Origin of the sequence: Adlercreutzia muris (genome assembly GCF_008831045.1) — a bacterium.
In the GTDB taxonomy this organism is placed as follows: domain Bacteria; phylum Actinomycetota; class Coriobacteriia; order Coriobacteriales; family Eggerthellaceae; genus Adlercreutzia; species Adlercreutzia muris.
In genome coordinates, this window is the sequence record NZ_WAJS01000016.1 from 1 (window position 1) to 13,355 (window position 13,355).

Annotated in this window: 13 protein-coding genes; all 13 read left to right on the forward strand. The window is 67.8% G+C overall.

Features of this window, described 5'->3' with window-relative positions:
• Nucleotides 1-357 precede the first annotated feature (357 nt).
• The 13 genes from F8D48_RS06185 to F8D48_RS06245 all read left to right on the forward strand — a co-directional run bounded on the left by F8D48_RS06185 (nt 358) and on the right by F8D48_RS06245 (nt 13,270).
• Complete coding sequence (locus F8D48_RS06185; protein WP_170272756.1) at nt 358-1,695, forward strand: 5-bromo-4-chloroindolyl phosphate hydrolysis family protein; 1,338 nt, start codon at nt 358-360, stop codon at nt 1,693-1,695.
• Nucleotides 1,696-1,801: 106 nt separating this feature from the next.
• Entirely contained in the window at nt 1,802-2,950 is a 1,149-nt protein-coding gene (locus F8D48_RS06190) for a toxic anion resistance protein (protein WP_136433591.1), read from the forward strand.
• Between the two features lie 2 nt (nt 2,951-2,952).
• Nucleotides 2,953-3,381, forward strand: coding sequence for a Holliday junction resolvase RuvX (gene ruvX, locus F8D48_RS06195; protein WP_135971227.1), 429 nt, complete (start codon nt 2,953-2,955; stop codon nt 3,379-3,381).
• A gap of 45 nt (nt 3,382-3,426) precedes the next feature.
• Complete coding sequence (mltG, locus tag F8D48_RS06200; RefSeq protein WP_136433593.1) at nt 3,427-4,620, forward strand: endolytic transglycosylase MltG; 1,194 nt, start codon at nt 3,427-3,429, stop codon at nt 4,618-4,620.
• A gap of 30 nt (nt 4,621-4,650) precedes the next feature.
• A complete protein-coding gene (locus F8D48_RS06205; RefSeq protein ID WP_136433595.1) occupies nt 4,651-5,229 on the forward strand; it encodes a YqeG family HAD IIIA-type phosphatase in 579 nt (192 codons plus the stop codon).
• Nucleotides 5,230-5,248: 19 nt separating this feature from the next.
• On the forward strand, nt 5,249-6,175 hold the full coding sequence (locus F8D48_RS06210; RefSeq protein ID WP_168770170.1) for a shikimate dehydrogenase family protein: 927 nt from the start codon (nt 5,249-5,251) through the stop codon (nt 6,173-6,175).
• A 131-nt stretch (nt 6,176-6,306) separates the two neighbouring features.
• On the forward strand, nt 6,307-7,746 hold the full coding sequence (asnS, locus tag F8D48_RS06215) for an asparagine--tRNA ligase (RefSeq protein WP_151430494.1): 1,440 nt from the start codon (nt 6,307-6,309) through the stop codon (nt 7,744-7,746).
• A 125-nt stretch (nt 7,747-7,871) separates the two neighbouring features.
• A complete protein-coding gene (gene aroC, locus F8D48_RS06220; protein ID WP_151430496.1) occupies nt 7,872-9,038 on the forward strand; it encodes a chorismate synthase in 1,167 nt (388 codons plus the stop codon).
• A gap of 1 nt (nt 9,039) precedes the next feature.
• The gene (locus F8D48_RS06225; RefSeq protein WP_240806258.1) at nt 9,040-9,630 is read left to right on the forward strand and encodes a shikimate kinase; all 591 of its coding nucleotides are present in this window, start codon (nt 9,040-9,042) and stop codon (nt 9,628-9,630) included.
• Complete coding sequence (gene aroB / locus F8D48_RS06230) at nt 9,612-10,736, forward strand: 3-dehydroquinate synthase (RefSeq protein WP_151430498.1); 1,125 nt, start codon at nt 9,612-9,614, stop codon at nt 10,734-10,736. The genes F8D48_RS06225 and aroB overlap by 19 nt, the downstream gene beginning before the upstream one ends.
• 39 nt (nt 10,737-10,775) lie before the next feature.
• On the forward strand, nt 10,776-11,219 hold the full coding sequence (gene aroQ, locus F8D48_RS06235) for a type II 3-dehydroquinate dehydratase (RefSeq protein WP_151430500.1): 444 nt from the start codon (nt 10,776-10,778) through the stop codon (nt 11,217-11,219).
• 170 nt (nt 11,220-11,389) lie between these two features.
• Nucleotides 11,390-12,538 carry a M24 family metallopeptidase gene (locus F8D48_RS06240; protein ID WP_420868755.1) on the forward strand — a complete coding sequence of 383 codons (1,149 nt, stop codon included), beginning with the start codon at nt 11,390-11,392 and terminating at the stop codon, nt 12,536-12,538.
• A 3-nt stretch (nt 12,539-12,541) separates the two neighbouring features.
• Nucleotides 12,542-13,270, forward strand: coding sequence for a response regulator transcription factor (locus F8D48_RS06245; protein ID WP_151430502.1), 729 nt, complete (start codon nt 12,542-12,544; stop codon nt 13,268-13,270).
• Nucleotides 13,271-13,355: the final 85 nt, after the last annotated feature.

A 13,355-nucleotide genomic window follows, 5' to 3' on the forward strand; every position in this document is an offset into this window, starting at 1 on the left:
CAGCGCCGAGGCCCTCTCGAAGGTGTGGTAGGATGCTCCCGTCGACGAATGCCCCGGCCGGCGCCCTCCAAGGGCAGGCTCCGGGGCCCTCTGGGAGCACCGCTCCGGATTCATGTAACTCACACCCGCGCACGATGAGGATGGACGATGGCAGCGTATAGTACGGGAGGCCCTGGGCCCCAGCAGCCCCACCGCGGTCAGGGGAGGCCCGCGGCCGAACCTCAGCAACCGGGGCCCGACGCCATCTACGAGGTGCCCTGGGACGACCCTGCCCCCGCGGGGCAGCCGGGCGGCCAAGCCGAGTCCCGGTCTGGCGCAGGTTCGGCATTCGCGCCCGGCACCAGCCCGGTGCCCGGCATGTCACCCAAGGATTTCGAGCGCCTGTGCCACTCGGTGGACAAGGCGTTCTCCCAGTTCGCCAAGGCGGTGGAGAAGGGTGCCGGTGAGGTGGCCGAAGCCCTGGGATCGAAACCCGAGGACAATCTGAAAGCCTATGAGGAGATGGCCCGCAAGCGCCAGGCGAAGGCCCGCAAGCGCCAGGCCAAGCGGGAGCGCAAGGCGGCCGAGGCCCAGTACCGCGCCGCCCAGGCCCAGGCAGCCGCCCAGGCCCAAGCTGCCCAAGCCCAGGCTCGGCCTCCGGCCAACGGCGGCTGGGGCTTCCCCGCCGCTTCCGCTCCCGCGCCGGCCTACCCCGGCCCCACGGCCCTTGCCAAGGGGCGGTTCCGCTCGTCCGGCGGCCTGACGGCGTCCGGCGTCATCATGACGGCCATCGGCGGCGCGTGCACCTTCGCCTTCGGTATTTTTACAGCCGTGGGCATCGTTGCGGGGCTCGCCGCGGGTCCTGCCGGCGTGGTGACGGCGGTGTTGTTCGGCACGCTCACGGCGGCCGGGGCGGCGCTGCTGGCCGGAGGCATCGGTCGCTTGCGCACGGCCTCGCAGCTCAAGTCGTTCCGGCGCATCTTCGGCGACCGTGAGGCCTGCACCTTCGACGACATTGCCGCCCGCGCCCTGATCAGCCGGCCCAAGGCCCTGGCCCGGGCTCGCAAGCTGATCAGACGCGGGCTCATTCCCCACGGGCGCATCGACCATGAGGCCACCACCCTCATGGTGACCGAGAACGCATACCGCCAGTACTGCACGTTGCAGCAGCATCAGCACCAGATCGCCGAGAGCCAGCGGGCTGCCGAGGAGGCCCGGGTCGCTGAGGCGGCCGCGCGCCAGAGTCGCGAGCGCGACCTGAGCGACCGTCTCACGCCGGAGCAGCGCGCCTTCGTTGCGACAGGCCGGGACTACCTGGGCCAGCTGCGCCGCCTGGACGAGTCCATCGACGATGCGGCCGTGAGCGAGCGCATCGTGGCCATCGAAGAGGTGGTGGGCCGCATCCTCGCCCGAGCCGAAGGGGAGCCCTCTGTCATCGCCGGCCTCGATCGCTTGACCGCCTACTACCTTCCCACGACGGTGAAGCTGCTGGCCGCCTACGATAACCTGGAAGAGCAGCCGGTGCAGGGTGAGAACATCGCCGCCTCGCGCCGCGAGATCGAGCATACCCTGGGAGTGCTCCACAGCGCCTTCGAGAAGCTCTTGGACGACACCTACCAGGATCTGTCCCTCGATGTGTCCGCCGACATCGCCGTGCTCCAGGCCATGCTGGCCCAGGAGGGGCTGGTAGACGGCCCCTTCGATGTGAAACCGTAAGCCGATGACGGGCTGTGCCCGGAAGCGAAACACCCCCGAAAGGCGGTCTTTCCCCATAAGACCGCCTCACGCTAACGACGTTGCCGAACCTTTGGAAGGAAGTTTTATGAACGACGAGCTGACGAACCTCACGAACATTCCCGCCCCCACCCTCACGCTGGACCCGGTGGTCGAGGACACCGCCGTCAAGGCGTCCATCATCGAGGTGGAGGCCCCGCCCGCCCCCTCTCTCGCCGATTCGCTCTCAGCCGAGGAGCTGGCCCAGGTGGACGCCTTCGCCCAGCAGATCGATATCGCCAACTCCCAGCAGGTGCTCACCTTCGGCTCCGGTGCCCAGAAGAAGATGGCCGACTTCTCCGAGACGGCCCTCGAACGTGTGCGCACCCAGGATCTGGGCGAGGCCGGCGATCTTATCGCCGGGGTGGTGACCGAGCTGAAGAGCTTCGATGCCGATGAGGAGAGCAAGGGGCTGTTCGGCCTGTTCAAGCGCCAGGCAAACAAGATCGTGGCTCTGAAGGCCCGCTACGACAGCGCCGAGGCCAATGTGGACAAGATCGCCCGGGCCCTGGAGGCCCACCAGGTGACCCTCATGAAGGACGCCGCCACCATGGACAAGCTCTACGAGCTGAATCTCACCTACTTCAAGGAGCTGACCATGTACCTCTTGGCCGGCCGCCAGCGCCTGGCCGAGGTGCGCGAGGGCGAGCTGGCCGCGCTGGCCGCCAAGGCCCAGGCCTCGGCCTCCACCGAGGATGCCGAGGCGGTGCAGAAGCTGTCGGCGGCCTGCAACCGCTTCGAGAAGAAGCTCTCCGACCTGGATCTGTCCCGCACCGTGGCCATGCAGATGGCCCCGCAGATCCGTCTCGTGCAGAACAACGAGATGCTCATGATCGAGAAGATCCAGACGACGCTCGTGAACACCATCCCCCTGTGGAAGAGCCAGATGCTTCTGGCCTTAGGGCTGGCCAACAACGAGGCGGCGCTTAAGGCCCAGTCCGCCGTCACCGACATGACCAACGAGCTTCTGCGCAAGAATGCCGAGAAATTGAAGCAGTCTACGGTGGAGGTGGCCCGCGAGTCCGAGCGGGGCATCGTGGATATCGAGACCTTGAAGGCCACCAACGAGAACCTCATCCAGACCTTCGACGAGGTGATGAAGATTCAGGCCGAGGGCCGCGCCAAGCGCGCCGAGGCCGAGGTGGAGATGCGCCGCATGGAAGCGGAGCTGCGCCAGAAGCTGCTGGAGGTGCGCTAACCGTGCGCGTCATGGCGCTCGATATCGGGGAAGTGCGCGTGGGGGTGGCCGTGAGCGATCCCGGCGAGCGGGTGGCGAGCCCCGTGTGCGTGCTGCCGGCCGCCGAGGTGACGGGCGCGGCCAAGCCCTTCCGGCGCCTGCTGGAAGATTGGGAGCCGGAGCTGCTCGTCTGCGGGCTGCCCCGCACCTTGGCCGGCGAGGAAGGCCCCCAGGCGGCCCGCATCCGCAAGGCCGCCGCCGCCATCAGCGATGCCTGCGGCATTCCCCATGTTTTCGCAGATGAGCGTCTGAGCTCGGCCGAGGCCAAGCGGAGTTTGCGTGAAAAGGGCCTAAGCGAGCGCGCGATGCGCGGAAAAGTGGATATGATAGCCGCGAGTTTGTTTCTGCAATCGTGGCTCGACGAGCGTGCTCGCGCCGAGGGGAGGCGCTGAGCCGCCAGGCGCTTCCGGTCGGGCTGAGGAGAGAAAGGCTGTTCTGTGGCCCTTCACAAGAAGACGGTAACCTATTCCTCCCGACCCACCCATGCGGCTCGCGCGGCCCATGCCAAGGGCGATCGGGAGTTCCGCACCTACGACACGAGCGCCATCATGCCCAAGCGCGATCCGAAGCCGGCCATCTTCCTCGGGGTGTTCGCGCTCATCGTGCTCGCCGCAGTATGCTTCTTCGCCTTCAAGGCCTGCTCGGGCACTGAGCTCTTGCAGCCCGGCGAGACCGTGGAGGTGACGATCACGGAAGGGGAGAGCGCCACTTCCATCGGCGATGCCCTGGCTGCGGCGCGCCTCATCGGCAGCGCCCAGGAGTTCACGAACGAGGTGACGCGTCTGGATGCCGCCGCCGCGCTCATTCCCGGCACCTACACCTTTGAGGGCGGCAGCACTCCCGAGGCGCTGGTGCGGGCCATTATGGCCGGGCCGGCCACCGTGGGCGATACGCTCGCCGTGCCCGAGGACATCACCCGCGCCGAGCTGTCCGATCTGGTGGCCAGTGCCACGGGCGGCCGCATTACGGCCGAGGCCTTCCTGGCCGCTTCCGAGAACGCGAGCGCCTATGCCGCCGACTATCCCTTCCTAGAGAGCGCTGGGGAGAACTCCCTCGAGGGCTTCCTGTTCCCCAAGACCTACGCCGTGACCGAGGACGCGGACGCCGAGGCCGTGGTGCGCATGATGCTCGACCAGTTCGGCACCGAGACCGCCGCCATCTTCGGCGACTTCGCCAACAGTTATCCGGCGAGCCAGGGGTTGTCCCTTTACGAAGCGGTGAACCTGGCCTCCATCGTGGCCAAGGAGTCCACGGGCGATCAGGAGGTGCGCGATCACGTGGCCGGCGTGTTCTACAATCGCCTCGCCTCCGACCGCCCCTATCTGGAATCCGATGCCACCACGGCCTACGAGGTGGGCCGCGAGCCCACGGCCGAGGAGGTGCACGCCGAGACACCCTACGGCACCTATGCGAACCCTGGGCTTCCGCCGACCCCCATCTGCTCCCCGGGCATCGAGAGCCTTGTGGCCGTGTGCGAGCCGACGGATACCGAGGATATGTTCTTCTACTTCTATGCCGATGCCGACGGCAACATGCAGGCCGTCTTCAGCCAGACCTACGAGCAGCACCAGCAGGCCATCGCCGACAACTCCGGTACCTCCGCCGGCGACGGCGACGCCGAGGCCGCCTAGGTCCTGGGCCCTGCCGGTGCGGATGTGCCCATGGCACTGCTGACCCCCGACCGCTACTTCTCGCGCATCACCGCCATCGATATCGAGGCCGACTTGCTCGGCCGCGGATATCGGGCGGTGCTGCTCGATATCGACAACACCATTCGGGCTCGCGACACGGGCCAGGTGCCCCGCGACGTAGGTCTGTGGCTCGGCCGCGCCCGCACGGCCGGGGTGGATTTCTGCCTCGTGTCCAACAACTGGCACAGCGACGTGTACCAATTCGCCGGTGAGCTTGAACTGCCCATCGTGGCCAAGGCCATGAAGCCCGTGCCCGCTTCCTTCATGGTGGCCCTGCGGAAGCTGAAGGCGCCGCGGAGCGAGGCGGTGGTGGTGGGCGATCAGCTGGCCACCGACGTGCTCGGTGCTCATTTGGCCGGCCTTCCCGCCTATATGCTGCAGCCCCTGGTGGAGCAGGATCTGCCCCATACGCTGCTGCTGCGCAATGCGGAGCGGGTCATTCTGGGAGACCGCAAGCCGGAGCCGGCCGTGCATATGCGCCAAGCCGGCGACGAGCTGGCCGCCTCCTGCGCTCCAGCTGCCGCGGGTTCTCCCTCATCGTCGGAATAGGAGTGAAAGGAGCGCGGCTGTGACCGAGCATCTCTATATTTTGGGGCATCCTATTGCCCATTCGAAGTCTCCCGTCATGTACAACGCCGTCTATGAGCGGGCAGGGCTGCCCTGGCACTACGGCACGGCTGATCTGGCGACCCGGACCGAGGCCGAGGCCTTCTTGGCGACCCGCGACTTTCTGTCCATCAACATCACGACCCCCTATAAGCCCGAGGCCTTCGCCGCCGCCGATGTGAGGGCCGCCTCGGCGAGCCTCGCCCACGGGGCCAACGTGCTCGTGAACAAGGGCGGCGCGCTCATCGCCTACAACACCGACGGCCAGGGCTGCGTGGCCTATCTGGAGGGGGCCGGCGTCTCCTTCGCGGGGAAGTCCGTGGTCGTCTGCGGTACGGGCCCCACGGCGCTGTCCATCCTGCACGCCGTGGCCCAGGCCGGTCCGGCCGACGTGCTGCTGCTCGGCCGCGACAAGGAGCGGGCCCATCGGGTCATGCGCACCTACGCCGACGAGCTGGGGGCCATGATTGGCCGCACTGTGGACATGCCGGCTTTCAAAGAGGGGCATCTCAGCTTCGCCGAGGTGTACAGGCAGGTGGATTTCCGCTTCGGCAGCTACGACACCTCGCGCCAGGCCATCGCCGGTGCCGACATCATCATCGATGCCACGCCTCTGGGCATGAACGAGGGCGATGGCGCCCCCTTTGATGTGGCCCTGCTCCGCGCGGACCAGACGGTGTTCGACGTGGTGTACGGCCACGGTGAGACGGCCCTGGCCGCGGCGACTCGCGCTACGGGGTGCACCTTCTTCGACGGGGCCGGTATGCTGGTGGGCCAGGCGGTGGTCACGGTGGGCATCCTGCGCGACATCACCGAGACGGCCGCCCTCGATATTCCCGAGGACGAGTTGTTCGCCATCATGGCCGATGCCGCGGGGTTCGATCTGTAGGGGCACCGACGCGCTCATGGGCCGCGGGGTTCGATTGGTAGCATTCCGAGCGCGGGGCCATAGGCGAGCGCGGCCCGTCCTGCTATCATAGCCGCAACGGAAAATACGCTCTGTCGAAAGGTTGCGCCCCTATGAACCGCATTAAGATCGCCCAGCTCTATGCCGATGCCGACGCCTTTGCGGGAAAGACCGTCACCGTGGCCGGATGGGTCAAATCGGTCCGCGATATGAAGAACTTCGGCTTCGTCACCTTGAACGACGGCAGCTGCTTCAAGGACCTGCAGGTGGTCATGGACCGCTCCAGCCTGGAGAGCTACGACGAGATCGCCCATCAGAACGTGGCGGCGGCGCTCGTGGCGGAGGGCACGCTGAAGCTCACGCCCGATGCCCCGCAGCCCTTCGAGCTGGCGGCCGCTTCCATTCGCGTGGAAGGGCCCTCGGCGCCGGACTACCCGCTGCAGAAGAAGCGGGCCACGGTGGAGTTTCTGCGCACTCAGCAGCACCTGCGCCCGCGCACGAATCTGTTCCGCGCGGTGTTCCGCATCCGCTCGGTGGCCGCCGGCTCCATCCACTGCTTCTTCCAGGACCGCGGCTTCATCTATGTGCACACGCCCATCATCACCGCGAGCGACTGCGAGGGCGCTGGCGAGATGTTCCGCGTGACCACCATCGATCCGGCCTGCCCGCCGCTCGTGAGCGTCGAGGCGGCCGCGGCCAGCGAGGGCGCCCTGACGGCCGGCGAAGTGGATTGGAGCGCCGACTTCTTCGGCAAGCCCGCGTCGCTGACCGTGTCCGGCCAGCTGAACGCCGAGAACTTCGCCATGGCCTTCGGCGACGTGTACACCTTCGGCCCCACCTTCCGGGCCGAGAACTCCAACACCGCCCGCCACGCCGCCGAGTTCTGGATGGTGGAGCCCGAGATCGCCTTCGCCGATCTGGAAGACAATATGGAGCTGGCTGAGGCCATGCTGAAGTACGTCATCACCGACGTGATGGAGCGCTGCCCCGATGAGCTGGCCATGCTGAACAAGTTCGTGGACAAGGGGCTCATCGAGCGCCTGACCCACGTGGCCGCCTCCGACTTCGCCCGCGTCACCTACACCGAGGCCGTGGACATCCTGCTGGCCGCCCAGGCCGCCGGCCGCATCTTCGAGTACCCCGTGGAGTGGGGCATCGACCTGCAGACCGAGCACGAGCGCTATCTCACCGAGGAGCACTTCGGCTGCCCTACCTTCGTGACTGACTACCCGGCCGCCATCAAGGCCTTCTACATGCGCCTGAACGACGACGGCCGCACCGTGGCCGCCATGGACTGCCTCGTGCCGGGCATCGGCGAGATCGTGGGCGGGTCCCAGCGCGAGGAGCGCCTGGAAGTGCTCGAGCGCCGCATCGCCGAGCTGGATATGGAGGCGGAGGAGTACCGTGCCTATCTGGACCTGCGCCGCTTCGGCACCTGCTCCCATGCGGGCTTCGGCCTGGGCTTCGAGCGCCTGGTGATGTATCTGACCGGCGTGAGCAACATCCGCGACGTCATTCCGCACCCCCGTACCGTGGGCAACGCCGAGTTCTAGGGTTCGCGCCGCTTCCTTTCCGCACTTTACCGTCCCGAAACGGCTCGGTGCCTGCCAGTGCGCTACAATGGGTGCCGATCTGCCTTGGGCGCCCTATCCGTGTGCCCTGCGAGAAAGCTGCATCTATGGAATACATCACAGCCGGGGAAAGCCACGGGCCGAATCTCACGGCCATCGTGACGGGCGTGCCGGCGGGCCTGCCGGTGTCCGTCGACCATATCAACACCGATCTGGCCCGTCGCCAGGCCGGTTACGGCCGGGGCGGCCGCATGGCCATCGAGAAGGACACGGTGACGGTGACGAGCGGCATCCGCTTCGGGCGCACCATCGGCAGCCCCATTGCGCTGACCGTGGCCAACCGCGATTGGGAGAACTGGACCGGCCGCATGGCCGCCTTCGGGAGCGCTCCGGGCGATTTGGTGCGGGAGGTGACCCCGCGGCCGGGCCATGCCGATCTGGTGGGAGCCCTGCGCACCAACACCGACGACTGCCGCAACATCCTGGAGCGGGCCAGCGCCCGGGAGACGGCGGCCCGAGTGGCCGCGGCCGGCATTGCCCGGGAGTTTCTGGCCGAGCTCGGCGTGGACGTGATGAGCTACGTGGTCTCCGTGGGCGATGTGGCCATGGCCCCCGAGACCATGGCCGATGCCGCCGAGCACAAGCCCCTCGATATCGAGCTGTCGGAGATGCGCTGCCCCGACAAGAAGGCCACTGCCGCCATGAAGCGGGCCATCGACAAGGCGAAGGACGCCGGCGAGAGCCTGGGCGGCACGTTCCGCATCGTGGCCACGGGCCTCGTGCCGGGCCTGGGCACCTATGCCACGGGCGTCGACCGGCTGACCTCCCGCATTGGGGCGGCCCTGTTCTCCATTCCGGCCATCAAGGGCGTGGAATTCGGCCTCGGCTTCGAGGCGGCGCGCCGGCCCGGCAGCCAGGTGCACGATCCCATCCGGCTGGAGGGCTGCGACTTCATCCGCACCTCGAACAACGCCGGCGGCCTGGAGGGCGGCATGACGAGCGGCATGCCCCTCATCGTGACGGCGGCCATGAAGCCCATTCCCACCCTCATGCAGCCCCTGGAGACCGTGAACCTGGACACCCTGGACGTGGAGGAGGCCTCCAAGGAGCGCTCGGACGTGTGCGCGGTGCCCGCCGCGGCCGTCGTGGCCGAGGGGGAGGTGGCCTTCGCTCTGGCCAACGCCTACATCGAGGCCTTCGGCTGCACCTGCATGGCCGACATCAAGGCCTCTATCAAGGCCTACAAGCAGCGCCTGCGCACCATGGGGCGCTAAGGTGGGGAGGAAGGAAGCGCGTCCGGCTCCCTTGACGGCGAAGACCGAGCCTGCGCTCTCGTTGAGCCGGCCGGTGTTCTTCGTCGGCTTCATGGGCGCGGGCAAGACCTCGGTGGCGCGCCGTTTGGCCCGCACCTGCAAGGTGGCCTCGGTGGATATGGACACCTATATCGAGCGGCGCGAGGGCAAGAAGGTGAAGGAGATCTTCGCCGCCGTGGGCGAGGAGGGCTTCCGCGCCGTGGAGACCGAGGTGCTCCGGGAACTGGGCGCGGCAGCCGACCCTATGCTCGTGTCCTGCGGCGGCGGCGTGGTGGTGACCCCCGCCAACCACGAGGTGTTCCGCGAGTGCGGCTTCGTGGTGTACTTGGAGGTGACCGCCGACGAGGCCGCGGGTCGTATCAGCGATACCTCCACCCGGCCCCTGTTCCAGAACTTGGAAGCGGCCCGGGCCCGCTGCGCGGAGCGGCTGCCCCTCTACGCTGCCGTGGCCGATGCCACGGTGAACACGGCGGGCAAGTCGGTGCCGGCTATTGCCCGAGAAGTCCAGCGCATACTCGAGAAGGAGGGTATCCTGTGCCCGCAACGAAGATAGTCGTCAACATTCCCGGCGAGGCTCCCTACGACGTGCGCATCGGCGCCGCCGTGCTGGAAGGGCTGGGGCCCTCGCTCAAGAAGCTGCCCGCCGTGGCCACAGCGCCCCGGCTGCTCGTCATCACCGATACGAACGTGGGGCCGCTGTACCTGGATGCGGCCAAGGCGTCGCTGAAGGCGGCCGGTTTCGCCGTGAGCGACATTACCGTGCCGGCCGGCGAGGAGGCTAAGTCGCTGGCCGTGGCCGGGGAAGTGTGGAACGCCATGGCGGCTTTGGGCCTCACGCGGGATTGCGCCGTGGTGGCCCTCGGCGGCGGCGTCGTGGGCGACCTGGCCGGTTTCGTCGCCTCCACCTACATGCGCGGCATCCCCTTCGTGCAGGTGCCCACCACCCTTCTGGCCATGGTGGATTCCTCGGTGGGGGGCAAGACCGGCGTGAACCTGGAGGCGGGCAAGAACCTCGTGGGCACCTTCAAGCAGCCGGCCTACGTGGGCGCCTGCACCGCGGTGCTGGCCACCTTGGACGAGCGCGAGTGGGCCTGCGGCTGCGCCGAGATCGCCAAGGCGGCCGTCATCGACTCCGACGAGTTCTTCTTCTGGATGACCGATCACGCCCCGGCCCTTGCTGAGCGCGATCCGATCGTGGTGACCGAAGCCATCGCGCGGTCGGTGGTGTTCAAGGCCAACGTGGTGGCCGAGGACAAGACTGAGAGCCGCGGGGTGCGGGAGTGCCTGAACTACGGCCACACCCTGGGTCATGCCGTGGAGGCCCTGGCCGGGTATGGCACCTTCTCCCACGGGGCCGCCGTGGCCGAGGGCATGCGCTTCGCGGCGCGTCTCGGCGCCGCGATCGTGGGCACCTCCGAGGAGCTTATCGCGGCCCAGGACGAGCTGCTGGATGCCCTGGGGCTGCCGGCCCTGGCCTGGTCGGCTCCGGCCGGGGAGATGCTGGCCGCCATGAAGCGCGATAAGAAGACCCGGGCCGGGGAAGTGCGCTTCGTGCTGCCCCGCGACATCGGCGACTGGGAGCTCGTGTCCGTGCCCGACGAGGTGCTGTTGGAGCAGCTGCGGGCATGGGAGGCGTCGAAGGACGGCGCGGCTTCCTAGGCGTTTGGCGGCGGCAAATCTGCGAGAAAGGCTGGTTTCGTGAAGAAAATCCTGCTTGTGAACGGGCCGAACCTGAATATGCTCGGTGTGCGCGACCCGGCCATCTACGGATCGGACACCCTGGCTGCCATCGAGACCATGGTCGTGGCCTACGGTGCCGAGCACGGCGCCCAGGTGGACTGCTTCCAGTCGAATCACGAGGGCGCGCTGGTCGACAAGCTGCACGAGGCCCACGGGCGCTACGACGGCATCGTATACAATCCCGGGGCCCACACCCACTATTCCTACGCGCTCCACGATGCCGTGGAGTGCATCGATGCGCCCGTGGTGGAGATCCACATCTCGGACATCAGCCAGCGCGAGGAGTTCCGCCGCACCTCGGTTATCGCCCCGGCCTGCGTGGCCCAGGTGAAGGGCCTGGGGAAAGAAGGCTATCTGCGCGCGCTCGATATACTGTTGGAAGAGACGCCTGCCGAAGGCTGAGGATTCGAAAGGCCTCTCGTTCGGTCGGCGCCGAGACGGGGGCATTCGTGCTCAAACAGTCCTCGCTTGGTGGAAATGCCCACTGGGCATTTCCAGTCGCTGCGGAACTCCGCGCGAACGCCCCCGTCCCGCCCCCAACCTGCCCGCACTCGGTCGAGAAAGGAAGGCTCATGACCGTCTTCGACGAACTGCACAACCCGGTAGCCTGCGAGTGGCACGTGGGCCAGCTGCTGCGCGCCATGAATCAGCTGCGCGACGGGCGTCCCTCTCCCATGGTGGTACGCGATACCTCGAACATCCGCTGGCTCACCGCCTTCGACGGGGTCTTCGACGACGAGGACGCCCATGCCCTGTATGTGGCCCCCGACCGCGTGGTGCTGCATACCGATTCCCGCTATGCCAAGGCCTGCGAGCAGGCGGCCCGGCGCACGCCCATCCGGGTGGACGACACGCGCGAGAGCCACGCGAGCTTCGTGGCGCGCCAGTGGAACGGCTCGTGGCTCCACGGCATGCCCGGGGCCGAGCTGCAGATCGAGGACACGGTGACCCTGGCCGAGTACCGCGCCCTGCAGAAGGCCTTCCCAGCCGATTTCCCCATCGGCGAGACCGACGGGGTGGTGCGCCGTCTGCGCTCGGTGAAGGAACGCTATGAGGTGGCCCGCATGCGCGGCGCCCAAACCATCACCGATGCCGCCTTCTCCCATATCGTGGAGTTCATGCGGCCGGGTATGACGGAGCGCGAGGTGCAGCTGGAGCTGGACGAGTTCATGCTGCGCCACGGAGCCGAGGGCCTGGCCTTCGCCTCCATCGTGGCCACGGGTGCTAACGGGGCGAATCCCCATGCGGTGGCGGGCGCGACGATGCTTGAGGCCGGTCAGTGCGTGGTGCTCGACTTCGGGGCGAAGTCCTACGGCTATTGCTCGGATATGACGCGCACGGTGTTCCTCGGCGAGCCCGAGAGCCAGATGAGGTCGGCCTGGGAGGCGGTGCGGGCTGCCAACGAGGCCGTGGAGGCCATGCTCGCCCCAGGCGTGACGGGCAAGGAGGCCCACGAGCGGGCCGAGGCGATTCTGGCCGAGGGCGGATTCGCCGGTGCCATGGGCCATGGGCTCGGCCACGGCGTGGGCCTCGACATCCACGAGGAGCCGGTGCTCTCGCCGCGCAACCCCGAGCCGCTCATGGAGGGCAACGTGGTCACGGTGGAGCCGGGCATCTACCTGCCGGGCAAGTTCGGCATGCGCCTGGAGGACTTCGGCGTGGTGACCGACGACGGCTTCGAGGTGTTCACCAAGTCCACTCACGAGATGGTGGTCATCTAGCCGGTGCTTGAGGGCGCGCGCATACTGGTTGTGGAGGACGATGCGGCCATCAACCGCGTCGTCTGCTCCTATTTGGGGAAGATGGGCGCGATGTGCACGGCGGCCTTCTCCGGCACCGAGGGCCTCATGCACCTCGCGGGCGGCGAAGACTTCCATCTGGTGATTACCGACCTCATGCTGCCCGGGGCGAGCGGGGAAGAGGTGCTGGCCGCAGCGCGGGCGGCCGCGGTGCCGGTGGTAGTGCTGTCGGCTCGGGCCGCTGTGGCCGATCGGGTGGACCTGCTGCGCCTCGGTGCCGACGACTACCTGGTGAAGCCCTTCGACCTGGAAGAGCTGCTGGCCCGTTGCGAGGCCGTGTTGCGCCGCAGCGCGGGCTTTGGGAGGGCTGGCGACATTCGGGGCGCCGGTGCCGGGCGGGAGGCGGATGTCGCTCCGCTGCGCTTCGGGGCCTGGGAGCTGGATGAGACCGCCCGCGCCTTCACAGCGGCCGGCATGCCGGTGCGCCTCACGCGCACGGAGTTCGAGATCGTGCGCACGCTGATGGCCGCGCCGCGCCGGGTGCACACCAAACGCGCGCTGTCGATCGCCGCAGGCGGCGATGCGGCGGCCCTGGAGGACAAGACCGTGGCCACCCATATCGGCAACATTCGCGCCAAGCTACGCGCCACCGGCACCGATGACTACGTGGAGACCGTCTGGGGCGTCGGCTTCAAGCTGCGCGACGGGGTCTAGGCCCGATTTTGGCACTTTCTTGGAACTTCGCCGGAGGTTTCTGAAAACGCGGCCTCTAGGATGAATGGCACCATGACACCTAGGA

What these genes read in the sequence shown, in the direction of transcription:
- F8D48_RS06185 (WP_170272756.1), top strand. Translation starts at nt 358, where the DNA reads ATGTCACCCAAGGATTTCGAGCGCCTGTGCCACTCGGTGGACAAGGCG.
- F8D48_RS06190 (WP_136433591.1), top strand. Translation starts at nt 1,802, where the DNA reads ATGAACGACGAGCTGACGAACCTCACGAACATTCCCGCCCCCACCCTC.
- F8D48_RS06205 (WP_136433595.1), top strand. Translation starts at nt 4,651, where the DNA reads ATGGCACTGCTGACCCCCGACCGCTACTTCTCGCGCATCACCGCCATC.
- asnS (WP_151430494.1), top strand. Translation starts at nt 6,307, where the DNA reads ATGAACCGCATTAAGATCGCCCAGCTCTATGCCGATGCCGACGCCTTT.
- aroC (WP_151430496.1), top strand. Translation starts at nt 7,872, where the DNA reads ATGGAATACATCACAGCCGGGGAAAGCCACGGGCCGAATCTCACGGCC.
- F8D48_RS06240 (WP_420868755.1), top strand. Translation starts at nt 11,390, where the DNA reads ATGACCGTCTTCGACGAACTGCACAACCCGGTAGCCTGCGAGTGGCAC.